The sequence below is a fragment of the Psychrobacter urativorans genome, assembly GCF_001298525.1.
Taxonomy (GTDB): Bacteria; Pseudomonadota; Gammaproteobacteria; order Pseudomonadales; family Moraxellaceae; genus Psychrobacter; species Psychrobacter urativorans_A.
In genome coordinates, this window is record NZ_CP012678.1 from 1,822,949 (window position 1) to 1,848,804 (window position 25,856).

Consider the following 25,856-nt stretch of genomic DNA (forward strand, 5'->3'; position numbering starts at 1 on the left):
TAAACGCCATAACAACGCACGTGTATAAGTTAACGCTTATTTACAACACTCGACATTATTTGCTGATTTAAATGCTGTAATAATAATTTTCAGGATAAAAAAACCGCACTGAGTAAGCTCAATGCGGTGATTATTAAAGATAAGAATAAAGATAGAATGCTATGAGCATAACGTTATGGTTATGAAATAGGCTTATGAAATCAATGCCTAAGGTAGCTCAATCGCAATCGCTACTGCTTCGCCGCCACCGATACATAAAGTGGCAACGCCTTTTTTACCGCCAGTGCGTTGTAAAGAATTAATCAGGGTGACGACAATGCGCGTGCCGGAACAGCCAACGGGATGACCGAGCGCACAAGCACCACCTTCTATATTAACTCTATCATGGGCAATATTAAGCTCGTCCATCGCCGCTATTGTGACTAGAGCAAAGGCTTCGTTGATTTCCCATAAATCGACATCGGCAACTGACCAACCTGCATTCGCCAGCACTTTTTCGATAGCGCCAATCGGTGCAATGGTAAATTCGCTTGGATGCCTTGAGTTTGATGCGGTGGCAATGATGCGTGCTTGGTAATCTAAACCCTCTGCTTGTGCCTGAGATTCTGTCATTAACACGACTGCTGCCGCGCCATCTGAGATGGAGCTGGCATTGGCTGCGGTAATCGTACCGTCTTTGGCAAAGGCAGGACGCAAGGTTGGAATACGTTCAGCATTGGCAAGACTTGGTTCTTCGTCGATATCAACGGTGGTGTCGCCTTTGCGCGTGCTAAAGGTAACCGAGGTAATTTCATTTTTGAAATGGTCGTCGTTAATAGCGGTTAGGGCACGGTTGAGCGATTCAATCGCAAAGGCATCCATCTGCTCGCGGCTATAGCCTTTTTTATCCGCCATCTCTTGCGCAAATTGACCCATAAGCTTACCTGTTTCGGCATCTTCTAAACCGTCTAGGAACATATGGTCTTTGACTTCCTTATGTCCCATGCGGTAGCCCGCTCGCGCATTTGGCATAATATAAGGCGCATTGGTCATAGACTCCATACCACCTGCAACTGCCACCTTAAAGCTGCCAGCTTTGATACCGTCACACGCTTGCATGATGGCTTTTAGACCAGAACCACACAGCTTATTAATCGTTACCGCGCCAGTCGTATCTAGCAGACCCGCTGCGCGCATGGCTTGGCGAGCAGGACCTTGACCAAGTCCAGCTGTGAGGACGCAGCCCATAATCACTTCATCAATACTATCAACGCTAATACCTGCGCGGATAACAGCAGCTTTAATTGCTGCCGCGCCTAAATCAGTTGCGCTTACATCCTTTAATGTACCCTGAAAACCACCCATTGGCGTACGCGCACTATTAACAATTACAATCGCATCATTTGACATCATTATTTTTCCTATGCTTTATATTTTGATTAAAACCTAGATATTTTGATTAAAACTTAGTTTAGTATCGCCTAAGCTTGCTCTGTTATACCAAGTTTTTACGAAAAATAGGGATGGTAATGCGTACCTATTGGTCAATATTAAGCCAATGAGACTGCGAATGTTAAGCGCGCTGATAGCTCTATAACATTTATGCCAATTCGTCCAAGCGAATACGGACGACTTTATCAGTAACAGAATCAAGCTTTTCAATTTTCGCAATGGCTAGATTCATCTGACTTTCAATCACAGGCAAGGTTAAAATAATGATGGGTACTTGTCCGACTTTATGTGCCGGTTTTTGCAAAATCGCATCGATGTTAATCCCTGCATCACTTAAGATACGGGTGATATCAGCGAGTACGCCCGGATTGTCATAAGCATGGACGCGGAGATAATAGCCAGTAATCATCTGTTCTGCACGCAAGATTGGCGTGTCAGAAAGTAACTCAGGCAGGAAGGATAAATGCGGAACATGGTGTCCTTGCTGACCAGTTAGGCTTGGATCATTGCTACCTAATACCCGCACTAGATCCATGACATCTGCCATGACCGCTGAGGCAGTCGCGCCTGCACCTGCACCATCGCCATAATAAAGCGTCTGTCCAAGTGGGTGTGAATTCACCAACACTGCATTTTTGACGCCATTCACATTCGCCAGTAACGTATTTTGTGGAATTAAGGTCGGATGCACGCGCAATTCGATGCCTTCTTTACCTTTATCGTTAGTACGGCGCACGGCAAAGCCCACATGCTTGATGCGGTAGCCCAGCTCTTCGGCATAATTGACATCTTGTAAGGTAATGCCAGTGATACCTTCGCAATAAACTTTGTCAAACTGTAGCGGAATACCAAAGGCAATAGAGGCAAGGAGCGCGAGCTTATGCGCGGCATCAATGCCTTCCACATCAAAGGTAGGATCGGCTTCCGCGTAACCCAATGCTTGCGCCTCTGCCAATACATCGACAAACGGACGACCGGTATCACGCATCTCAGACATGATAAAGTTGCCCGTACCATTGATGATACCGGCTAGCCAATCGACTTTATTAGCAGCCAGCGCTTCGCGCATGACTTTAATAATGGGAATACCACCAGCTACGGCTGCTTCATAAGCCACATGTACGTTATTGGCTTCGGCTAAGGCAAAGATTTCATTGCCATGTTCAGCAAGCAGTGCTTTATTGGCGGTGACCACATGCTTACCATGTTTAATGGCGTGCATGATGACGTCTTTAGCCAGCGTTGTGCCGCCAATCACTTCGATGACGATATCAACATTATCACTGGCAGCGATTGCCATTAAATCATCATTTTGGATGATGCTGGCATCGATATCATCACGCTGACGACGTGTACCGACTTCAGTAATAATAATGTCACGACCGCTGCGACGTTTGAGCTCGCCTAAATTGTCATTGATGAGGTTGATTACGCCAGTACCGACCGTACCGAGACCAAGTATCGCTAGTTTGATGGATTTACTCACAGTATCCTCAAGAGGTTAAATAGATGAATGGGAAAGGGAAAGAGAATATAGGTTATAGATTACTATTGTTTTAATTGATAATAGCGTATTAACGGATAGCCGTTTAATGTATATCGCGGTTGAACGGATTTTACTTACGAGTTTATATATTGTTTTATTAATACCGCTCGCAATATTATAAAACGATTCAGCGTTAACATATCATACCGTCAACTATTAGCGACGTCTACATGATGAATAGGGTCGCCAATAGTGGTTATGCTTATTTTTAAAGGTATTGACTGCCAAGACTATTACTCTATGGGCTATTGAATGCCTACCGCTTGTGCCAATTGCGCGGCAGGTAAGTAACCGCCTACTTGTTCGCCAGATTCGGTAAAGATGGCAGGGGTTCCGCGCACGCCAAGTGCCATGCCAAGCGCCATTTGTGCTTGCACCGGATTGCTACAGCTAGAGCCTGTCACATCCGCACCTATTTTAGCTTGGTTCATCGCGGCATTACGATCTTTGCTACACCAAATGCCTTCCATTTTAGGAATAGATTCTTCACTGCGCGGCCATGCTAAATAACGCACTTCGATACCACGAGCGTTGATATCTGCCATCTCTTCATGCAGCTTACGACAGTAGCCGCAGTCAGCATCAGTAAAGGCATAAACCACAGACTTAGTTGCCCCTTTTGCTGGATAAATAATCATATCCTTTTTGTCGACCTTTTTCAGCGCTTCTTGCGCCGTTTTTGCGACTAATGCGCCACTGATATCAACAGGTTCACCATCACCAACAGCGATGATTTGCCCTTGAATAATATGTTTGCCCGACTTATCGGTAAAAAATGCAGGTAGTCCTTCCGCAGTTACCCAATAAATACCGCTCATATCCGTGGGTACGGCTGAAATAATTTTTTCTTCAATGCCCGATGCTTTTAAGTTGGCTTGTAGTGCTTTGACCACTGCACCATCACTATTGCCGACTGTCTTAGTAGTTTTAGCTTGGGCGCTATTGACGATACCGGTACTGCTAGTGGCATCAGCGGCATTATTCGAGCAACCCACTGCGACGATGACTAGTGACGCACTTAGTAAGGCATGAGACAGTTTGTTCTTAGATAGCTTTGTTATCGCGAGGTTGAGCTTAGAAAAAGGAGAAAACGACATAAAACATTTCCTATAGGCAGATATGCCTAATGATGGTTTTGTATAAAGATAAAGAAACGGCTTAAGATAATGGTTAGAGCAGGTAGTGAAATATAGGGCGCGTGTAAGCGTTAATAATAAGGACTTTCAACAAAGTTTTTATACTTCTTCATACTTAATAGCGAACAATAAAAATAAATAACGTACTCTATCTTAACATAATTTTATAAAACACTATCAAAAGCTATGTGGCTGCAAGTTGCCATATCATGTCTCTTAACGAGCGGTAAAATATGAGAAATAAGATACATTTATGCTCTGTAAAATTACAGAGTGACTAGGTAGGCTACTGCTAAATAACGCTATTTATTATAATTTATATTATCTCTATTTATTTAAGCGATTTTCGCTAAGGAATGTACATGGCAGGTGCCAGTTTATTAGCCTTACTTGATGACATCAGTTTGATATTAGATGATGTCTCACTCATGACTAAAGTTGCCGCCAAAAAAACGGCTGGCGTTTTAGGTGACGACTTAGCGCTGAATGCTGAGCAAGTAACTGGCGTTAAAGCAGACCGTGAGCTGGCAGTGGTTTGGGCAGTCGCCAAAGGTTCATTCGTCAATAAGCTTATTTTAGTACCGGCAGCGTTGTTGATTAGCGCCATTTATCCGCCATTAGTTACGTTTTTATTGATGTGTGGTGGTCTTTATTTAGCTTATGAGGGTGCAGAGAAAATTATTCATAAATTTTGGCCGCACTTACTGCCGCACGATGAAGAACAAAAAAAACGGCTGCGTGCCAATGCTGATGACACCATTGATTTGGTCGCTTTTGAGAAAGAAAAAATTAAAGGGGCAGTGCGCACTGATTTTGTGCTCTCAGCAGAGATTATTGTGATTGCTCTTGGCTCTGCTGCCGGTGCCACGCTGTTAGAGAAAAGCTTAGTGCTCTCTATTATTGCAGTGACTATTACTATAGGTGTTTATGGCTTAGTTGCCGGTATCGTCAAAATGGATGATTTAGGCTTGCATCTGATGAAAAAATCTAGCAATGTGCAGCAAAAAACAGGTGCTTTTCTACTGTCATTTGCCCCCAAATTAATGAAGTTTTTATCTATCGCTGGCACTATAGCGATGTTTTTAGTGGGTGGCGGTATCTTGGTGCATGGGATAGATTTTTTACATCATGAAGTCGAAGATTTAGCACATTTGACCGGCATATTTGAGAGTGCCACTACGATGCTGTTAAATGCGTTGGTGGGTTTAATTGTTGGTGTTATCGTCGTTGCTATTGTGACTATGATTGGCAAAATGCGCGATAATAAATCGTCTTCTGCTCATTAATTTACCCTTTACTAAGTAGATATATCAAACATAAAAAAGCCCCAAAGTTGCGAACAACGTTGGGGCTTTTGCTATTTAACCATATTAATACTTACTAGCCATATCAATACTTAGCTGTCGCTATCTGAATCGTCATTTTCTATTTTTTCAGCTTGCGTTGGTTTTTTATGCTCAGTTTTTGGTTTACGACTGCGCGCTTTTGGCACCTTTGCCGTTGTCAAATTGAACATACCCATTTGCGGTAATAGCTGCTCAGCCACATTTTCAATCATATTTTTATAACTGGCAATGGTGGTTTTTGATTTGCTGGCTTGGCTATCATCCTTTACAGAGTCTGCGGTAACGGCTTCCTCTACTGTTACTGGCTGAGTCTGAGTCACAACTTCTTCATGATGAATCTGTAGTTCTTGATCAACTTGCAGGAGTTGCGCGCTTTCGATGCTGATATCGTCTGCCTGTATTTGCCCTGTTAAGGCGTTGGCATCAATATCATGGACGTCAACGTTATGCTCATCGACTTGACTGTCAGCATGCATGGCTTCAGGTTGCGTTGCTTCAGTAACGTTAGCGTCACTGACTTCCTGAGTCATGTTATCTTCTGATTTAGTCTCAGATTCAGCATTTTGGCTTGCTGAAACAGCAGGTTCATTAGTAACCGTCAACACCGCTTGCGCCTGATAGTCAGGATGCTGTCCACGTGGGTCATTGCTGGCTCGTTGGCTAATAGCGCGTGGTTCGACCGCGGTTTTACCTTGTGCGGCAGCAAACTGGCTGACTGCTTGGGTCATTGCCTCAAAGCGCGTGAGATAATCTACCGCTAGGGGCTGATAGCCATAGTTGCTAAAGTCAAACAGGCACTCATCAGAAGGGTTGCCTTCAACTTTACTGGCGTCAACCTCACTAACATCGGTATTCATATCAGCCGCTTGCTGCGTGTGGATGGTAATGGCATCAATAAAGCTGCGAATGATACCGTCATTTGCCAAACGTATTTTTGCGTCAGGTAGAGTTGTCTGAATAAATTCACCAACTGTACCGCGGATGGCTGCTGCCTTGGCAACGAGTTGTTGAGAGACAGCTTCAGGGGCTGGCACTGGTAATGTCGCTTGCGGGTGTGACTGTTGACGACGGACAACACGCGGGTCATTACTCGCTTGACCAAACTTATTGGCTGTCACATAGCGTTTAGCAAACAATGCTTCATGGGTAAGCTCAAGCACTGCATTACTGTTTTTAGCGTTATTGTCTTCGACGCTACTGTCTTTATCGCTACTCGTTTTATCACCATCAATAGCAGGAGCTTCAGAAGTCACCGCCACTGTATTAACAGTGTCAGTTTTCTGCTTCTCAACTACCTCTGTCGATGCGCGCGCGATGCTGGTGTCAGCAATGACCGGTGCTTGAATAGTCTCTTGGCTCTCAGACGACTGCTGTTCCACTATAGCGGGTTTGCTGTCTGTAGTTTGATTTGCACTGACACTATCTTTTTGACTGTCGCTAACTTCACTGGCTTCAGGAGCGTTAGATGATACTTCATCCTTTGCAGTGCTGACCGTGGCGATAACCTCTGGCACAGCATGGTTTGTAGACTCGTTAGTCGACTTTACTACTGACTTTTCTTCACGGTGTTGTGCGGTGTTATCCGTTGCACTAGGATTGATTGTATCCATTGCTACTGATACGTCACGCTTAGCAACTTGTGCATCGGCTGCCTGACTCGCTATTTTTTCAGATTTGCTATCATCCAAAGACAAATGAACCACTTCTGGTGCTTTGTGCTTAGGCGGAGCCACGTTAACATGTATGCTGACCTCATTAGGGTTCTGATGACGAGTACTCTCTTGCGTTTTGTTAGCATTATTTGCTTGACTGGCAGATTGAGAGGATTGTTGCTTTGTATTACGCTCAGCGGTTAACGTTTCACCACGCTCAAGTTTACCACGTGAGTTGCGTTGGCTGTGCGGCTTACGTTTGCTACGAGTTTGCTCATCAGATGCTACGCTATCTTGAGTGTCAACTTGAGCAGGGTCGTTACGTTCGCTGCTATTACGTTCATTGTTTTGGCGGTTGTTACGATTGCGAGTGTTATCATTATTACGTCTGTTATCTTGCTCACGCTTGTCTTGCTCACGCTTATCTTGATTATCAGCCTGCTTGTCGTCTGTAGCGTTGACGCTGTCAGCATTAGCATGGCTGCTATCGACGTTACTGTTATCAGTAGTAGCGGTCTCATCACGTTGATTTCTTTGATGCGGTTTCGCTGGACGTGATTTGCGTGGCTTACGTCTTCTTCTATCCTCTGCATTGTCGTCAGCAGCATTAGTATCGATAGTATTGCTAGCGCTACTGCTGTCAGTATTCTGGCGTGTTGTCTGACGATTGGCGTTGGCATCTGACGGTTGGCTACTATCAGATTGGCTGGTTTGCGATATAGATGCCGTCTGAGCACCACTCAAAGCCTGATGATTGACTTGTCCAAATGATCCTAAGCTTTGTGCACCCGTATTTACTAAAGCTTCAATGGCTTCGGCAGCATCACGACTGCTAACACTGGCTGATAGCTGTGCTTGTGGGGCTTGGGCAAAAAGATTAGATAACCATGCCACTGCTTGCGGTTGAGCTGCCACAGGCGCAGTAGATTGCGCGTCTACAGGAACGGGTTGAGCCTGTTGTGTATTAGCTTGCGCAGGGTTATTTTGGTTGGCATTGTTTTGAGAAGCATTACTTTGAACAGACGTGTTTTGCGCGGCTCGAGTTGAGGTTGTCGGCTCGTTATTATGTCGACTAGGGCTGTTTTGCTGATTGCTACTGTTTTGTTTCGCGTTTTGCTGATTACCACTTTGTGGGTTAGTAGTAGGCGTATTCACTGCTGCTTTACGTGGTTGACGCGTTGGTTGTTGCTCAGGACGCTCTTTTTCAGCCGTTTGCCAATCAACTTCATACCCTAAACCACTGTGCTCTTGCTGCTGTGTATCCGTGATACGTTCATAGCTGGTTGGCGCAAAACCATCACGATTAAAGTGTAGTTTAAAGTTAGGCGACTCTAAATGGGCATGCGGTAAAATGGTGATACGCGTGCCACTGTCTTGTTCAAGATAAACGATGCTATCGCGTTTCTCATTTAATAAGAAGGCGGCAATATCAGTCGGTACTTCGGCTTGTACTTCGCCTTGGCGCTCTTTGAGGGCAATCTGTTCAATCTCGCGCATAATAGATAAGGAAAGCGAGCGCAAATCACGAATCATACCGTTGCCATGACAGCGCGGGCAGATATAGCCAGTCGATTCTTCTAAAGATGGACGTAGGCGTTGACGGCTCATTTCCATCAAACCAAATTTAGAGATATCGCCAAACTGGACACGCGCACGGTCATATTTGGTAGCATCAATCAGACGTTTTTCAACTTCTTTTTGATGCTTATTGTCATTCATATCAATGAAGTCAATGACAATCAAGCCGCCCATATCACGTAAACGTAATTGGCGTGCAATCTCGTCAGCGGCTTCTAAATTGGTGTGATAAGCGGTTTCAGCAACATCCGAGCCTTTGGTCGATTTAGCTGAGTTAATATCGATAGAGACCAACGCTTCGGTTTGGTCAATGACGATTGAGCCGCCAGAAGGCAAACGCACTTCACGCTGATAGGCGGTTTCGATTTGTTTTTCGATATTAAAGCGTGCAAACATTGGCTCATAGTCGGTATATTTACGCAGTTTGTCCGCTTGTGTCGGCATGACCGCATCAATAAAACCAGCCGCTTCAACATAAGCGTTTTCGTTATCGATCCAAATCTCAGCGATATCGTCGCGCAGATAATCACGCACGGCACGCGTCACCACGCCTGCTTCTTGATGCACTAAGCGCGGTGATGGATATTTTTGATTTTGTTCTTGAATGGCTTGCCAGATATTAAGCAAATGGTTCAAATCGTGCTGCAAGTCTTCTTGAGTTTTGCCAATACCCGCAGTACGAATGATGACGCTCATACCTTTTGCTAGGTCAAGATTGCCCAGCATACGTTTCATATCTTCACGTAATTTGCCAGATATTTGACGTGAAATCCCGCCGCCACGTGGATTGTTTGGCATGAGTACCAAATAACGACCGGCGAGTGACACATAAGTTGATAACGCTGCACCTTTATTACCGCGCTCTTCTTTTTCAACTTGGACGATGATTTCATCGCCTTCTTTGATCAGTTTTTTAATATTTTCGTCGCGTGGATTGCCGCTTAGGTATTCAGCAGAGATTTCACGAATCGGTAAAAAGCCCTGACGTTGTGAGCCATATTCGACGAATACCGCTTCAAGCGATGGCTCGACACGCGTGACGTGACCTTTATAAATGTTAGATTTTTTTTGCTCGCGGGTACGATTTTCTAAATCGAAGTCGTAAAGGTGATTACCTTTACAAAGGGCGACACGAATTTCTTCGTTTTGAGTGGCGTTGATTAAAATGCGTTTCATATTGCTATCCTATGAGTACGCATAACAACGATATGACGGTCTTTATGAAGTAGCTATAGGGCAGTGGCAAGCGTTGCTAATATTAAAATTAGCGGAAGATATTAGAAATTTTTTATTAAAAGTAAATAGATGCATAAAGCAAAATTGCTAATTTATAGCTGCTCATCTTTATGATTGCTCATCATGATATTGACCCAAAATGCTCAACCTAGATTCGTTGTTAATAATAAAGATAAGTGAAGTAGGTTGTAAGACTATCATCATTTATTTTAGGTGGTTTATAACCAAAATTATTATCAGGTACGACATCTAAGTATTAATAAGCTCTTTTATATAACGCTGTTTTGCTATCGGTCTGATATCTGTCAGCTGAGTTGCTATTAATCCTGTTGCTATTAACTCTATAGGGTGTAAGTCTATATTGAGAAGCTTGTTATGCTTTTAAAATTAATGCACAGTAGCAATATCAAAAAATGGCGCGATTATTAACATAAATAACCATTAAATTTAGCTAAAACGTGATGCTTATTTTATATCTCTATTTTTTTGTCTTTTAAAAATGACTATTATCATCGTTAGCTATGATCAGGATATGACTGCACTATTATTCAGCGGGGCGTACTTGGCAAACAGAGTAGGGCACTGGTTCATCAATGCCGTAGCATATAAGTCTGTCAATGATTAGGGTCTGTTTGACCGCCAATAAATAAGCCGTAGTAAATCTCTAACCTTAAGCTATTCTCACTTGCTCAACGGCACGTACCCATAAAATTTAAGAATCAAATCGTGGTTATGCGTTAAATGAGTAAATTGTAAAATGAATAAATTATATATAGTTATCACGTAATAACCGAGCCAGTTCGCTCTTATGATTAATGCGATGATATGTGTTATCAATACCTTTAATATGGCGCCATGCTAGAGGTTATCAAGCACGTTACCCTAAAATTCAGATGATGCGCGCAACATTTCACGGTCTATAGTGTGTACATCTTTACTAGTAAGTAGTGAAGAGAGCACTCAGCTATAAAAGACAATAACGATAATTGCCGTAACCTATGCGCAATTGGCGCTCAACATGCTAAACTATAGCAAATCTTTGTGTAAATACCTACCTAAAAATGACGAATTCAAAAATGACTGACGACGCAAACGCCCCTGAAGCCCCTGCTATTTTCAACAGTAAAACCCGTCCGCAAAGCGCTGACGATGAGATTAGCAACTTCGGCAAGGTCAATTATCTGGAAGTAACGCGCCATCAACATGATCAGCGCTTGGATAATTTTTTACTTAACCGCCTAAAAGGGTTGCCAAAACCGCATATCTATAAAATGATTCGCTCGGACGAGATTCGCGTGAATAATAAGCGTTGTAAAGCGCATGATAGAGTCCAACGTGAAGACGTGGTGCGTATTGCGCCTGTGGTACTGGCGACGCGTGACAAGCCAATTATCAGTAAAGAATTTGCCAAAAGCTTATTGGCACGTGTGGTCTATGAAGATGAGGGTTTAATCGTCCTTAATAAGCCATCAGGTATCGCGGTACATGGCGGTAGTGGGCTTGATTTTGGTGTGATTGAAGCGATGCGTGAAGTGACGGATAAAAAATATCTGGAGCTTATCCACCGTATTGATAAAGACACATCAGGGCTGCTGATGATTTCTAAGAAGCGCTCAACACTGAAAGCGCTACAACAGCACTTAATTGATAGAACCATTCAAAAGCACTACTTATGTCTTGCTAAAGGACAGCCTGCACTGAATGAGCAGTCTATTGATGCGCCATTATTACGTTATACGCTGGCAAGCGGTGAGCGCCGTGTCAAGGTTGACAAGCAAGATGAGCAAGCAAAAGAAAGTCAGACTAATATTATCGTACACAGCCGTTTTACCATAGCGGATCAGCCAGTCAGTCTTATTGAAGCCAAGCCGCTGACAGGACGTACGCATCAAATCCGCGTACATTTAGCGCATATTGGTCATGCTATCTTGGGTGATGATAAGTATAACGTACATGATAAATCTGGCGTTCATCGCCTGTGCTTACATGCATGGCGCTTAGATATTCCGGGTTACGAGCCGATTATTGCGCCACTGCCTGAAGATATGGCGGCATTATTACCAGAAGGCACAGAACTGCCAAAAGTATAGGTGACTTGCTCCAAACCCCTTTATTATTCATCGTTTCATTAATCATTGGTTGTCTATACCTATTATACGCTAAGGTAAAACCATGAGTCAGCCGAACGATAATTACTCGGTAACCCCATCTGATACTACTGTTGATAGCACTGCATTGTCAGCGAAAGCTGGCTCGATGACTGATGGGTTAGCGACACATAGCTTGGCAAATAAAACCCTGATTATTTTGATTGGGATGGCACCTTGATGGATTCGATAGGTTTAATCGTCGAATCCATGCATATTGCTGGAGAAGCGCATGGTTTTCAGACCACTGACGCAGCGGTAAAAGAGATTATTGGTTTAAGTTTACTCACAGGGATTGATATTTTATATCCGCAAGCCACTGCTGAGCAAAAGCTGGCAATTGAAAAAAGCTATAGTGAGTATTACATTCCTAATAGTCACCGTACGCCGTTCTTCTATCCTATAGAAGATATGCTGCAAACCTTGCAACAGCAGGGCAAACAGCTGGCAGTTGCCACGGGTAAAAAACGTCGCGGTCTAGATAGAGTGTTGGCTGCTTCAAATAGCGAGCATTATTTTGTGGTTACGCGCTGTGCTGATGAGTCCGGCTCAAAGCCACATCCGCAAATGCTGAGTGATATTTTGGCGCATACCCAACAGCCCATTACCAATGCCGTTTTTATTGGCGACAGTATTTATGACATTCAAATGGCAAATACGTTGGGCATGACCAGTATTGCAGTCAATTATGGCACTGCTGCGCATACCGAGCTTGCAGATGAGCAGCCGAGTTATCAGGTGGAGACACCGGAAGAATTGGTAAGATTGCTGTGTAGTTAGTGTTCATAAGCATAAGCATAAACATGAGTATGAGCAAATAGCGATTAATATTGTATAAAAAAGGCTTTATCGGTGATTCGATAAAGCCTTTTTTATAGCACAAGTTAGCTGTTTATAAGCGCGCTAGTTATAAACTGAAGTTATTCAGCGTTTTTTGGTTCATTGCTGCTTTGTTCGTCGCTACTTTGCTCAACGTTTTCAGTCTGACTATCCGATTCACCATCAATGACATGATGTTTTTTAATATCATATTGTTCATCAAGAACCGGTTCACCATTTTTTTCATCATCTAACTTGTAGCGATACCAGTTGCCCATCACCCCTGCCAACTCATCAAGCCCTTCTTTTCTAAGCGCTGAAAATAACTGAATGGTACAGTTTAAGCCCAATTTTTTGAGCGCTTGGCGAGTATTGAGCAGCGCGTTTTTGGACGCACCATATTTTAGCTTGTCCGCTTTAGTTAGCAAAATATGGACAGGTAGATTACCCGCATGTGCCCAGTGCAGCATTTGCTCATCAAAGAACTTTAGTGGATGGCGAATATCAGTCATCAGTACCAAACCGGCTAGGCTTGAGCGCGATACCAGATATTCTTCCAACTCCACTTGCCACTCTTTTTTCATTTCAAGCGGTACAGCAGCATAGCCATAACCGGGCAAATCGACTAGCCGTCTATCGGTATCGCCAATACTAAAAAAGTTAATCATCTGCGTGCGCCCTGGCGTTTTAGATGACCGCGCCAGTTGTCGCTGATTGGTTAACGCATTAATAGCTGAAGATTTACCAGCGTTAGAGCGTCCTGCAAACGCCACTTCGAACCCTATATCCGCTGGACAAAGGCGAAAAGTTGGCGCTGATGTCATAAACTCAGTTTGCTGAATACGTTGACGGGCTTTGGTATTAAACGCCGCATGCTCAGCGGCGACATCTTTAAACGGGGTACTCATAAAGGGCTCATTAACATTCGAAAAATTAAGAATAAAATTAAAGGTGATGATTTAAAGCGGATTATAACGCTAACCAACGACACGATTGTAAATAGCTTAGGTGTAAATATCTAAGGAATCATACGAAATTAAGAGTTTTGAACCCAAAAAATACGCTTCTATCTTCTCAGAGATTACCCATAACTATCAGCAAGGATATTGAAATCGCTATCGTTAGCATCATATTAAAGACAGCATAACATTAAAGCGCTCGCTCGCTTAGCAAAAATTAGCGACAGCACGAGATTAGGTTACCAAAGCCAAACTAGACATCTCTATATTATTTGAACATATATTGTTACAATATCATTGAATTATGACAGACATGCATGCTATTTATGGGTAGTTATCGTAGATAGAACCAATCAGCAAGATGAGGTGTATTATGCGCTCAATAACCGTACGCTTAGCCAAAACCAGCCATACTTTGGGCGGCATTATGGCAACACTAATACTGAGCACTGCGATAATGAGCCCTGCCGTTGCTGCTGATATTCCAGCTATTTATAATGACTCATGTGCCGCCTGTCATGACAGTGGTGCGCTTAATGCCCCCAAAAAAGGGGATAAAGCGGCATGGAGCGCTCTCAAACAGAAAAAAGGCATGCCCGCTTTGGTAAATGCTGTTAAAAGCGGCATGATTCAAATGCCCGCTGGTGGCTTATGTGAACAATGTCAAGATGATGATTATCGCCAACTGATTGACTATATGAGCAAATAAGTATAATGAGCAACTAAGTATGAATAAATCAGCCTTGAACACAGAAAAACTGACCAAATAATCACTGACCAAATAAGTACTATAAATAATCTGGCTGAATCAATGCATAAAGTCAGCAGCTCAAATATAGCTATTACTACTCCTTATGTCCGTTTTTTTATTATCATAGACGTTATGATATGGTACTTATAGAAAATATATCAGATGCTACGATTAAGTAGGCAAATTGTATAAAGTCTTGCTATAATAATCGCAAATAAACCCTGATGTTAGTAAGTACTTTCAGGCGGATTGTAATGAAGAGCTCGAATATATGGGTTATCTCGCTCAATAATAGATTGGCTCATAACAGATATTGGTTATTTTATTAGGATAACCACTCTAAGTTACAATCACTCTAAATAATGCTTACGTCGAGTTAGTAGGATCTGTATACATGAAAAAGTTAATCGCTGCCGCCAGCTTATGTGTTGCAAGTTTCAGCGTACAAGCTGTTATTACTGTTCCTGAATATGACGCTAATGCAGGTAAACAAATCGCTGAAACGGTCTGCGCCGCCTGTCACGGTGTTGATGGTGTAAGCATTGTGCCTGCCCAACCAAACTTGGGTGGTCAAAACGTCAAATACTTATATAAACAATTGGTTAACTTTAAAGCCGGCTACCGTAAAAACGGTATTATGCAGTCGCAAGTCGCGAATTTATCGCAACAAGATTTAGCCAACGTTGCAGGCTATTATGCCAGCCAAAAACCTTGGGGTGTAGGTTACGGTAACCCTGCAACTGCACAAGAAGCGAGCAAAATTTTCTTGGGTGGGGACAAAAAGCGTGGTGTTATTGGCTGTGCAGGCTGTCATGGTCCAGAAGGTGCCGGTAACACATGGGCAGCTTTCCCGCGCTTAGGTGGTCAGCATTCTGCGTATATCGCAACCCAGCTTAAATTGTTCCGAGCAGCGGGTCGACAAGACGATATCGCTAGCGACGACCAAAAACGCGCCAATGATGCGGCTAAAGAAGGCGAAATGGGCATGATGCAGACGGTAGCGTCTAAACTGTCGGATCGCGATATTCGTATCTTGTCAGAATACGTGAGTGCTATTCACTAAGCTATCGTTTTAATAAGTCGCTACTTCATAAGTCAAGATTTCATAAGTTGCTATTTAATAAACTACTATGCTGAGCTTATGATTGACGCTACTTAATGCTGATTTTTTATAAAAAAACCCCGATTTCGGGGTTTTTTTATAGGTATATGCCTCTTATAGTATAAGCAGCAGCTTGTTGTTTTCTATTTCTATTTCTATTTCTATTTCTATTTTTGTTATTATTAATATTATTCACGTTAGATCGTTTGGATTAAGAATATGATGATCCGCTATGCTTCTTATTTTATGGCCGCTTTATTGCCATTGTTACTATTCCGGTGGTTCGCACCGACGTCCATTGGCGAGATTGATTTTTGGTTACTGTGGTTATTTGCCATGGTGTTGGTATCGCTTCCAGTTATCTATGCCGAGATAGCACTAGCCTATCGCAGTACGGATGCGCCTGTTGCCGGTATGCAAAAGCTCACGCGTGAGGCTGATGCCAGTCCGCTATGGCGTAGTTTTGGCTGGTTGGCGGCTCTAGTCGCGCTAGTGATTGCTGCTTTGGTAATCTCAGGAGCCAGTAGCGGGTTATTAACCGCTTTAACGGCGCTCGATAGTGCGCCTACTATACCGAGCTTCGCGGTGGCAGCCGGACTCATGGTGATTACGGTGTTACTCAGTTTGCTGGGTGTCGCTCCTTTACCGATTGGCTTGGGTCTGATGGTAATAGGTCTGGTAATGGGCGTTGCTGGCGGGTTACCACATATTGATTTTGCGATGACGGCTATTAGCTTGAGCGAATGGGCGCGTGCTGTGGCATTGGCATTGGTGAGCGTGGGTGCGGGTACGGGGCTGTACTGGTTCGGTCAGTATTTAGTCACTAAGCAAACGATAACCGCTGTCGATGACAGTCAGGATAATACACAGAACTTACGCTCGACTAGCATTACTAATAATTCTGGTAGCTATCGCGCGACTAAACTGGTATTACCGATTTGGATATTACAGCTGGTGGTTGGAATGGTGGCTTTGTTGATTAGTGGCTTAGCGTTGCCACCTATCGGGCAGCTGCTATATTGGGTGGGGGTATTATTCGTTGCCAGCTACTTGCTACACTACAGTACTCAGCAATTGGCGCATAAATTCGGTCTCATGCTGAGCTTGGTATTAACGTTAATCATTGGTCTAGTATTGGTAATCGCGATACCGACCACATGGTTGGTTGGCATATTGGTGGTTATCAGTAGCATTGCGGTATTATTATTATCGATATTTGCAGGTTGGCAGATGAAAATCAGTCATTTGCGCAAGTCGTTAAATTTTGGTCATGAAGCATATTATAATTTATGGCGCATAGTGATTAGACTGGTTGTGCCGTTGGCATTGATACTCGCGTTAATAGGTTGGGTGATACAGTGGTTAAGCTAATAACAGTTTATCTGGCATACGCTGAAAGTGCAGAGCGCCAACATTATCTAACCTTGCAAGTCGCGGCGGGTACGAATTTATATGAAGCGTTAGCACAAGCTGGCTGGTTGACTCAGTTTCCTGAGTTAGCCAACTGGTGTGAGCAAGTTGCGCATATTAATACGCCTACCGCTAAGCTGTGGCATGTCGGTATCTATGCGCAAAAGCAGCCGCTTAGCTATCAGCTACAGCCACTTGATCGTATCGAAGTCTATCGTAGCTTAAGCGCTGATCCAATGTCTCAGCGCAAAAGTAAAAGTAAGCAAAAAATAAAATATAATCAATAGCGCAGCAAAATAACAATGAATTATTTATGCAGTAATGGCGCTATTTAGATTAAAGGCGTCATTATGAAGCCGGTAGCGACTCAATACCTTCAATGCGTGTGACGATGCCATTAGCATTAAAATAAATAATCAAATGCTGACTGGCATTTTTAACATCGGCAATGCCTTTACGGCGTCCTTCTGTACCGGCTTTATAGTCGTAGATATAATCCCAACGATTGGGCTCTAACGTATCTTTGATGGCAGGGCTACCCAATATATAAAGCACCTGATTTTGGTTCATACCGACTTTTAGCTTTTGGGCATCGGTCTGAGTAATCGGGGTGCCTTGTGGTAAATCAATCTTATAGACACTCAGCATAGAGCAGCCCGACATGGCAACAGATACACCAAGAGTTACTGTCAATGTAAGCTTGCGTAAGGCACTGCGAGTAGGCATAAGAGGACGGAAGGTTAAAGGCTTTATCATGTTAAGATGACTCATAAGAAATGGGTTAGGCGCGGCTAAGTGCAGCTGATGCAAGTCTTACCGGCAATCACCGATAAATGATACGTCATTTACTTGCAATTGCCTACCACTTACGACATTATTTACCGAACCCTATCTAATACGCGCTACCATATATGGTGTAAATTCATAGACTTACATTAGTATCATTAAATAGTGATAAGCTATTGTGCCGCGTATAATAGGTTGACCTATAATTATTATTATCTCAAACGGTCAGTCGCTGTTACCCTATAACAGTTATTTATACCCTGTTTTTTAATTTTATTTGCTAAGACTTTAATAGTCAGAAGGAATATTATGGCTTCTTTTACCAATCAGGATTTACGTAAAGCAGGACTAAAAGTAACCTTGCCGCGTATCAAAATTTTAGAACTGCTTGAAAGTGCAGAGTTGCATCATATGAGTGCTGAAGAGGTGTATAAAGCGCTGATTGAGCAAGGTGAAGATGTGGGCTTGGCAACCGTGTATCGAGTACTGACTCAGTTTGAGCAAGCGGGTATTGTTGAGCGTCATAATTTTGAAAATAATCTATCAGTGTTTGAGATTGCACAAGATAAGCATCATGATCATTTAGTATGTGATGTTTGCGGTTCTATTATTGAGTTTCATAACGACACTATTGAAAAAGAGCAGCTGAAAGTGGCTAAAGAACATGGCTTTAAGCTTTCAGGACATTCGCTAGTGCTCTATGGTATTTGTAATAATCAAGACTGTAAAGACAGCGCGAAGTAAGATTTTGGAATACAGTTTTATCAGCATTTCTTAATAGCTTTATATAGCTTTAACACATTTAAGCAATAAAAAAACAGCGTTCATCATGAGCGCTGTTTTTTTTAAGGTATCAATTATTAGAACGCGCTTAGTTAATGTCTAATGACAAGCGATCGGCGCCTTCATCAAGATTTTGATTGATATTTTTGCTATTCAATTTAATTTTGAGGCGCAAGTCATTTGGTGAGTCGGCATGACTGATAGCATCTTGGTAGGTAATTTCACCATTTTCATATAAATCGAACAGCGCCTGATCAAAGGTTTGCATACCGCTATCACGTGAGCGCGTCATGACATCTTTGATTTCATGCACCTCACCTTTACGGATATAGTCACTGATGAGCTGCGAGTTTAATAAAATCTCGATAGCAGCCCGACGACTTTTACCGTCAGGGGTTGGGATAAGCTGTTGTGCGATAACCGCTTGTAAGTTCAGCGATAAATCCATAAACAGCTGATTATGACGATCGCTCTCAAAAAAGTGAATGATGCGGTCAATGGCTTGGTTGGCATTATTGGCGTGCAAAGTGGCAAACACCAAATGTCCGGTTTCAGCATATTGAATGGCATAACTCATAACCTCGCGGTTACGAATCTCACCAATTAAGATGACATCAGGTGCTTGGCGCAAGGTGTTTTTTAGACCAGCCTCAAAGGTTAAAGTATCAATGCCAACCTCGCGTTGGGTGATGATACAGCCATGATGTTGATGCACGAATTCAATAGGGTCTTCGATGGTGATGATATGACCATGCGAGTTCTGATTGCGATAGCCAACCATTGCCGCAAGGGTCGTCGATTTACCTGTACCTGTAGCACCCACTAATAAAATAATGCCACGCTTGCGCATCGCCAGCTCTTTTAAAGAGGGCGGTAGGCGTAACTCTTCAACCGTCGGAATCTTATTTTCGATTTTCCGTAAAATCATCCCTGCCATATCACGCTGCATAAAGGCGCTGACCCGAAAGCGCGCTTGTTGGGCATTATCGGTGATGGCAAATTGGCACTCGTTCGTTTCTTCAAACTCGTGTTGCTGACTTTTTGTCATCACACTTTTGACCAACGCCATGGTATTTTCAGGCGTTAATGGCATTTTACCAACCGGACGAATAGTGCCATTTATTTTCATAGACGGTGCTACATCAGCGGTAATAAATAAGTCAGAACCATTATTTTTGATCATCAGTTGCAGCAGTTTATCAAAATCCATAGCGTACCTAATAGGACATACAGTCTGTGATTAAAAGGATAGATCAACGTTTTTTAAATGTACTAAATATACTAAATGTACCAAGCGTTGTTTGTTAAAGGTATCAAGCGGTTCATAACAATAATCAATTGGTATTAAATAAAGGCTTCAGGTTGCTTAGCATAAGGTCGTGCTACGTCTTTACTGATAGTGCCTTTTGCGACTAGATTTTTGAGTGTTTGATCAAGGGTAATCATGCCGTCGCCTGCACCTGTCTGGATAGAAGAGTACATTTGCGCAATTTTGTTTTCGCGAATTAAGTTACGAATAGCAGGTGTTCCTAGCATGATTTCATGTGCCGCGACACGACCACCCGTTTGTCTTTTTAATAGCGTTTGTGAGATAACGGCTTGTAGAGATTCTGACACCATCGCGCGAATCATGTCTTTTTCAGCCGCAGGGAACACGTCAATAACGCGGTCAATAGTCTTGGCAGCAGAGCTGGTGTGCAATGTACCAAACACTAAGTGCCCTGTTTCAGCAGCCGTTAGTGCCAGACGAATCGTTTCAAGGTCACGTAGCTCACCGACTAAGATAACGTCGGGATCCTCACGTAATGCTGAGCGCAATGCGGCATCAAAACCTAAGGTATCGCGGTGCACCTCACGCTGATTGATTAGGCTTTTTTTAGATTCATGCACAAATTCAATAGGATCTTCAATCGTTAAAATATGCTCTTTACGAGTCTCGTTAATATAATCAATCATCGCCGCGAGCGTCGTTGATTTTCCTGAGCCCGTAGGACCCGTGACCAACACGACGCCACGCTTGAAATCTGAGACGCGCTTGAATACGTCGCCCATGCCTAAATCTTCCATGGTCAAAACCTTGGATGGAATGGTACGAAATACTGCGCCTGCACCCCGATTTTGATTAAAAGCATTGACTCGAAAGCGCGCAAGTCCTGGAATCTCGAACGAAAAGTCGGTCTCAAGAAATTCTTCAAAGTCAGCACGTTGCTTATCATTCATAATATCGTAAATCAGCTGATGCACCACCTGATGCGTCATCACTGGCATATTGATGCGCGTCATCTCACCATCGACCCGAATCATTGCTGGCATTCCAGCCGATATATGTAAATCTGATGCCTTGTGCTTAACCGTAAAACGCAGCAAATCTTCAATACTTAAGTGGCTTTTTCCGGTCATGGTAGGGTGTTCCTATCAGTCAATATTCAATCAATAAGAGGAAGAAAAAATTATAAAAGTGAATTATTAGAGCATTTAACTATTAGAATTTAATATTATTTCATTACAATTAATAGTAATACGAGTAGCATACGTTAAATAATGTAACAATATAATAACAATACTCTGCCTATTTAACCATCAAGCAATCAAATTAAATGTAAAAATAGTCTGTAGTGTTATTTGGCTTGCTAATAACACTATAAATTAAACGGTTTAAATTGTATTTTTTAATAGATATCAAGTAAGTAATTCATTGGATTTCTACGCAATTACTTTATAAAAATCACTACTATAAATGTCAATTCTAATCATCACAAAATAATGAGAATAATATGGATACAGAGCATTTAATCGCTAATTGGCAACAGGTAAGTGAACAAGTCGCGCAGGCTTGCGCGCAAGCAGGGCATAACGATACGGATAATAAGGTCATATTGCTGGCAGTATCAAAAACCAAACCGGCGGCAATGGTGGCAACGTTAGCCCAACAAGGACAACGTGATTTTGGTGAGAATTATCTGCAAGAAGCGATTGAAAAAATCACGGCGCTAAAAAATGAGCCTGCGTGTGCAGATATTGTTTGGCACTATATCGGTAGTATTCAGCGTAATAAAACCCGCGATATTGCGGAGCATTTTGACTGGGTGCAAACCCTTGAGCGCGATATTATTGCCAAGCGCTTAAACGAGCAGCGCCCAGAAAATATGCCGCCGCTTAATGTGCTTATTCAAGTGAATATCGATGATGAGGACAGCAAATCAGGCTGCCGCCCAGAGGAATTATCAGCGCTCATTGGCACGATTAAAAGCTATGAGCGTCTGCAACTGCGTGGTCTGATGATTATCCCTGCAAAAGAGGGTTCGGAAGCTTTTACGCGCACGCAGCAACTATTTGCAGCTATCAAACAACAACATCCAGAACTGGTAGCATGGGACACGCTCAGCATGGGCATGAGTAACGATATGGCAGACGCTATCGCTAATGGCTCGACCATGGTGCGTGTGGGTACGGCAATATTTGGCGCGCGCGGTTAAGTGTTATTGTAAGTAATTAAATCTCGTTTTCAAGTTTGGTGACTAACAGCTGATTGATTTTAAGATGATCGGTGGCGAGAATTTCAAAATGATAACCGGCATATTTAATACTGTCGGTTTTCTTTGGAATTTTACGCAGCATAAACATCATAAAGCCGCTGAGGGTTTCATAGTTTTCGCTGTGCGGTAGATTCACCATTCCCAAAGCGCGAATCACATCTTCAATGGGTGTCATACCATCAATCAGCCAAGAGTTATCGGTGCGTTGAACGATAGGCTGCTCCTCTAAGGTCACCAGCTCGCCCATCACGATACTCATCACATCTTTTAGGGTAATGACCCCAACGACCAGCCCGTATTCATTCACGATTACCGCAAAATCTGCGCCAGTGGATTTAAAGGTTTCAAGCACTTCAAACAGCGATAACGTATCAGGGATAAATAGCGCGGGCTTGAGTAACGCCTTGTCCGTTAAATACACTTCTTGCTGTTTAAGGACGGAGGCTAAAAAACTACGCGACTCTACAAAACCGATAATATGCTCTAAATCATCATCATTACACACCAAAAATTTATTGTGTGGCTGCTTAATCATTATCTCAACCACCTGTTCAGTGGTGGCTTGGCTATCGAAATAGACGATGTGCTCGCGTGGGTTCATGACTGACGTTACGGTACGCTCTTGCATCTCAAAGATGTTTTCAATCAGATGATGCTCTTGTTTTTTGAGCACGCCCGCTTCTGCACCCGCATCCATCATGGCGTAGATATCTTCTGAGGTCATGTCATCTTGGCGTACCGTTGAGACCCCTATCAATTTAAAAAGGGCATTTGCCGCGCCATCAAAGACCCAAATAATGGGCTTAAATATAAAGATCAAAAAAATCATCGGTCGTACCATCTTGACTGCGATGGGTTCAGCGTTAGACATCGCCAAGCGTTTGGGCATCAAATCAGCGAACAGGACAAATACGCTGGTCACTAAAACAAATGAGAGGATGGAGCCAACCGTTTGATTACCAAATAAGCGCTCTAAATAAGGGCTGACAGCCGACTCACCGATGACACCCGCCAAAATAGCCACCGCGTTGAGTGCCACTTGTACCACAGTGATAAAGCTGCCCGGTTGCTCTTGCATATTGAGCACGTCAAGCGCACGCACGTCGCCCTCTTTTGCCATGACTTGGAGCTTGATTTTGCGTGAGGAAGCCAATGCCAGCTCGGAGCTAGACACAATGGCACTCAGCGCGATTAAGATAAAAATAAATAGACCAGCGGTTAGCAAGCTCATGAAATACTCGGATAAAAATAGGTCAAAACGACCTTTAGCATTAGAAAAATAAACTGTAAAAATAGAAATTCACAATAGAAAAAAGTAAAAATAATAGGCTCAACACAAAATTCTGATAATAAAAAAGCTGGGCAAGCACCCAGCTAATATTATTTTATGATAAGTAACCTGATGAAAATAGGTCAGGTATTTAAAAATACTTAGTTTGCGTCATTAGCCTTTGATTGACCATTTATTAACCAATGGATAACGGCGCTCACGACCAAAGGCTTTTTTGCTAATCTTGGTGCCGATTGGCGCTTGACGGCGTTTATATTCGCTGTTATCGACCATAGAGATGACTTTGGCGACCATCTCAGCATCGAAGCCTTTATCGACAATATCTTTATAGCCCAAATCTTCATCCACATATAACGTCAGGATACCATCGAGAATGTCATAGTTTGGCAAGCTGTCTTGATCCGTTTGGTCAGGGCGCAGCTCAGCAGATGGCGGACGAGTAATAACACGCTCAGGAATAACGGGTGTGTCCTCAAGACGATTGCGATAATTCGCCAAGTCATACACTTGCGACTTATAGACGTCTTTTAGCACGTCAAAACCACCCGCCATGTCGCCATATAAGGTTGAGTAGCCAACCGCTAATTCTGACTTGTTGCCTGTGGTGATGACTAAGTGCCCAAACTTATTAGACAACGCCATTAAGATAACGCCACGGGCGCGCGCTTGGATATTTTCTTCGGTGGTGTCCGCAGGTGACTTGTTAAATAAAGGCGCAAGCGTATGACGGATACCTTCAACCGCATCAAAAATAGGGCAAACGGTATAAGAGACGTTCAAGCGACGGGCTTGCGCTTGAGCGTCTTCTAAGCTGATTTTTGAGGTATATTCGTACGGCATCATCACCGCATAGACTTTATCCGCGCCCAGTGCATCGACGGCAATACAAAGCGTCAATGCCGAATCAATACCGCCAGATAGACCCACAATTACACCAGTGAATCCTGAATAATTGACATAGTCACGTAAGCCCACGACCAAGGCTTGGTACATCTCTGACTCACGACTTAAGGTCAATGGCGCTTTGGCTTGCGCGTTGAATTTAAAGGTATTTACGTCTAAGTTGACCAGCATCAGCTGATTCATAAAGCGTGAGGCTTCATGAGCGACAGAGCCATCGGCTTGCACTGCCATTGAGCCGCCGTCAAAGACTAAATCGTCTTGACCACCGACCGCATTGACATAGATAATCGGTAGCTTATGATCGCGGCTGCGTTTTGCCAACATCGTCTTGCGCGCGTCTTGTTTTTCCAATTCAAACGGTGACGCATTTAAGCTGATAATAAGGTCAGCGCCTTGCTGTTTTAGCTCCGCAATCAGGTTCTTTTCCCATAAGTCTTCACAGATAAGTAGACCAATGGTAATGCCTTTATAATCAAATAAAACTTGGTTACGACCTTTATCAAAGTAGCGACGCTCATCAAAGACACCATAATTCGGCAAATACTGTTTATGATAAAAGCCTTTTTGATGACCATTATGCAAAATAGCTGCCGAGTTAAACGTGCCGTGATGGTCAACGTGCGGATAACCGACAATCATGACAATGTCGTTAATCTCGCTTAACGTTGATAGGGCACTTTTGATGCGACCAGATAAACTTGGGCGTAACAGTAAGTCTTGCGGAGGATAGCCTAGTAATGCCAACTCTGGGAAGATGATAACGTCAGCGCCTTGCTCACGTGCTTGTAAGGCGAGCGCGCGCATTTGTTCGACGTTAGCCGTAATGTCGCCTACTAAAAAATGAGATTGAGCCAACGCAAAAGTGACCGTCTTTGGCGAGGCAGTAGACGCACCCGCACCGTTGGTCACTGTTGTATTAGAGGTATCATTGTCTTTTGACATTGTTATTGTTCCTATCAATATATTATTTAAAATCTGGTGGATAACGCTGAATTATCGTTCAAACACGCCTAGATATAAGCATGAGAAATCGAAAACAGGTGTCCAATTAGGTTGGGTGACCAATTAAATGATTCAGTTATTAATATAAAATATATCGGTGATGGATATATTTAAAAAATGTGTAGGCGAAAATATTCCGCTGCAACACACCGTCTAGAATCTAGATTAAGTTACAGATTAAAATTAGGACTAAAAATATGCCTAATGACCGTCAAAAATGCAAAATAATACCGTTAGTATACCATCAATTATTAAGCCAACGAGAATGCCGCACGGTTTTACTGACCTTAATGGTCACGTTGATGGTGATGTTAACGAGGAGCTGATAAGCGTCTGCTCGCCATGAGAGTTTTCGATGGGATGAATCATCGTTAAGTGCAACATCAACAAAATTGTAAGTAAAAATTACAACATAGCATTATGTATTTGTGGCGTCTTATTG

The 25,856-nt window shown here is 42.9% G+C and carries 20 protein-coding genes; 10 read left to right on the forward strand and 10 right to left on the reverse strand.

Annotated features, from left to right (window positions below):
- Window positions 1-207 precede the first annotated feature (207 nt).
- From AOC03_RS07875 to AOC03_RS07885, 3 genes are all read right to left on the reverse strand, one after another.
- Entirely contained in the window at window positions 208-1,389 is a 1,182-nt protein-coding gene (locus AOC03_RS07875; protein WP_062536610.1) for a thiolase family protein, read from the reverse strand.
- 190 nt (window positions 1,390-1,579) lie between these two features.
- Window positions 1,580-2,917, reverse strand: a complete 1,338-nt coding sequence (locus AOC03_RS07880) for a homoserine dehydrogenase (protein WP_062534854.1) — start codon at window positions 2,915-2,917, stop codon at window positions 1,580-1,582.
- A gap of 305 nt (window positions 2,918-3,222) precedes the next feature.
- Window positions 3,223-4,074, reverse strand: a complete 852-nt coding sequence (locus tag AOC03_RS07885; protein WP_062534856.1) for a DsbC family protein — start codon at window positions 4,072-4,074, stop codon at window positions 3,223-3,225.
- Window positions 4,075-4,475: 401 nt separating this feature from the next.
- Here AOC03_RS07885 and AOC03_RS07890 point away from each other — a divergent pair, with 401 nt between their 5' ends.
- The gene (locus AOC03_RS07890) at window positions 4,476-5,399 is read left to right on the forward strand and encodes a DUF808 domain-containing protein (RefSeq protein ID WP_062534859.1); all 924 of its coding nucleotides are present in this window, start codon (window positions 4,476-4,478) and stop codon (window positions 5,397-5,399) included.
- A gap of 110 nt (window positions 5,400-5,509) precedes the next feature.
- Here the strand turns inward: AOC03_RS07890 and AOC03_RS07895 are convergent, their stop codons facing one another.
- The gene (locus AOC03_RS07895; RefSeq protein ID WP_062534861.1) at window positions 5,510-9,865 is read right to left on the reverse strand and encodes an Rne/Rng family ribonuclease; all 4,356 of its coding nucleotides are present in this window, start codon (window positions 9,863-9,865) and stop codon (window positions 5,510-5,512) included.
- A gap of 1,136 nt (window positions 9,866-11,001) precedes the next feature.
- On the opposite strand from AOC03_RS07895, the gene AOC03_RS07900 reads away from it, so the two are divergent.
- The 3 genes from AOC03_RS07900 to AOC03_RS07905 all read left to right on the forward strand — a co-directional run bounded on the left by AOC03_RS07900 (window position 11,002) and on the right by AOC03_RS07905 (window position 12,852).
- Complete coding sequence (locus AOC03_RS07900) at window positions 11,002-12,015, forward strand: RluA family pseudouridine synthase (protein WP_062534863.1); 1,014 nt, start codon at window positions 11,002-11,004, stop codon at window positions 12,013-12,015.
- Between the two features lie 82 nt (window positions 12,016-12,097).
- Window positions 12,098-12,253, forward strand: a complete 156-nt coding sequence (locus AOC03_RS12860; protein ID WP_227514211.1) for a hypothetical protein — start codon at window positions 12,098-12,100, stop codon at window positions 12,251-12,253.
- Window positions 12,253-12,852 (forward strand): HAD-IA family hydrolase, encoded by a 600-nt coding sequence (locus AOC03_RS07905; protein ID WP_237182084.1) that lies wholly within the window; start codon window positions 12,253-12,255, stop codon window positions 12,850-12,852. The genes AOC03_RS12860 and AOC03_RS07905 overlap by 1 nt, the downstream gene beginning before the upstream one ends.
- Window positions 12,853-12,992: 140 nt before the next feature.
- On the opposite strand, the gene yihA is transcribed toward AOC03_RS07905, so the two are convergent.
- Window positions 12,993-13,799, reverse strand: a complete 807-nt coding sequence (gene yihA, locus AOC03_RS07910) for a ribosome biogenesis GTP-binding protein YihA/YsxC (protein WP_227514213.1) — start codon at window positions 13,797-13,799, stop codon at window positions 12,993-12,995.
- Window positions 13,800-14,223: 424 nt separating this feature from the next.
- Here yihA and AOC03_RS07915 point away from each other — a divergent pair, with 424 nt between their 5' ends.
- The 4 genes from AOC03_RS07915 to AOC03_RS07930 all read left to right on the forward strand — a co-directional run bounded on the left by AOC03_RS07915 (window position 14,224) and on the right by AOC03_RS07930 (window position 17,400).
- On the forward strand, window positions 14,224-14,559 hold the full coding sequence (locus AOC03_RS07915; RefSeq protein WP_062534868.1) for a c-type cytochrome: 336 nt from the start codon (window positions 14,224-14,226) through the stop codon (window positions 14,557-14,559).
- 436 nt (window positions 14,560-14,995) lie between these two features.
- Window positions 14,996-15,664, forward strand: a complete 669-nt coding sequence (locus AOC03_RS07920) for a c-type cytochrome (protein ID WP_062534869.1) — start codon at window positions 14,996-14,998, stop codon at window positions 15,662-15,664.
- A 258-nt stretch (window positions 15,665-15,922) separates the two neighbouring features.
- Entirely contained in the window at window positions 15,923-17,074 is a 1,152-nt protein-coding gene (locus tag AOC03_RS07925; protein ID WP_062534871.1) for a hypothetical protein, read from the forward strand.
- A complete protein-coding gene (locus AOC03_RS07930; protein ID WP_227514214.1) occupies window positions 17,062-17,400 on the forward strand; it encodes an RnfH family protein in 339 nt (112 codons plus the stop codon). The genes AOC03_RS07925 and AOC03_RS07930 overlap by 13 nt, the downstream gene beginning before the upstream one ends.
- A gap of 61 nt (window positions 17,401-17,461) precedes the next feature.
- On the opposite strand, the gene AOC03_RS07935 is transcribed toward AOC03_RS07930, so the two are convergent.
- Window positions 17,462-17,884, reverse strand: a complete 423-nt coding sequence (locus AOC03_RS07935) for an outer membrane protein assembly factor BamE (protein WP_062536612.1) — start codon at window positions 17,882-17,884, stop codon at window positions 17,462-17,464.
- Between the two features lie 324 nt (window positions 17,885-18,208).
- On the opposite strand from AOC03_RS07935, the gene fur reads away from it, so the two are divergent.
- On the forward strand, window positions 18,209-18,643 hold the full coding sequence (fur, locus tag AOC03_RS07940) for a ferric iron uptake transcriptional regulator (RefSeq protein WP_062534875.1): 435 nt from the start codon (window positions 18,209-18,211) through the stop codon (window positions 18,641-18,643).
- Window positions 18,644-18,770: 127 nt separating this feature from the next.
- Here the strand turns inward: fur and AOC03_RS07945 are convergent, their stop codons facing one another.
- Window positions 18,771-19,892 (reverse strand): PilT/PilU family type 4a pilus ATPase, encoded by a 1,122-nt coding sequence (locus AOC03_RS07945; protein ID WP_062534877.1) that lies wholly within the window; start codon window positions 19,890-19,892, stop codon window positions 18,771-18,773.
- A 134-nt stretch (window positions 19,893-20,026) separates the two neighbouring features.
- The gene (locus AOC03_RS07950) at window positions 20,027-21,082 is read right to left on the reverse strand and encodes a type IV pilus twitching motility protein PilT (RefSeq protein ID WP_062534879.1); all 1,056 of its coding nucleotides are present in this window, start codon (window positions 21,080-21,082) and stop codon (window positions 20,027-20,029) included.
- Between the two features lie 374 nt (window positions 21,083-21,456).
- Here AOC03_RS07950 and AOC03_RS07955 point away from each other — a divergent pair, with 374 nt between their 5' ends.
- Entirely contained in the window at window positions 21,457-22,158 is a 702-nt protein-coding gene (locus tag AOC03_RS07955; RefSeq protein WP_062534881.1) for a YggS family pyridoxal phosphate-dependent enzyme, read from the forward strand.
- Between the two features lie 16 nt (window positions 22,159-22,174).
- On the opposite strand, the gene AOC03_RS07960 is transcribed toward AOC03_RS07955, so the two are convergent.
- Both AOC03_RS07960 and AOC03_RS07965 read right to left on the reverse strand, forming a co-directional pair.
- A complete protein-coding gene (locus tag AOC03_RS07960) occupies window positions 22,175-23,449 on the reverse strand; it encodes a hemolysin family protein (protein WP_062534883.1) in 1,275 nt (424 codons plus the stop codon).
- A gap of 213 nt (window positions 23,450-23,662) precedes the next feature.
- Complete coding sequence (locus AOC03_RS07965; protein WP_062534885.1) at window positions 23,663-25,354, reverse strand: NAD+ synthase; 1,692 nt, start codon at window positions 25,352-25,354, stop codon at window positions 23,663-23,665.
- Between the last annotated feature and the right edge of the window lie 502 nt (window positions 25,355-25,856).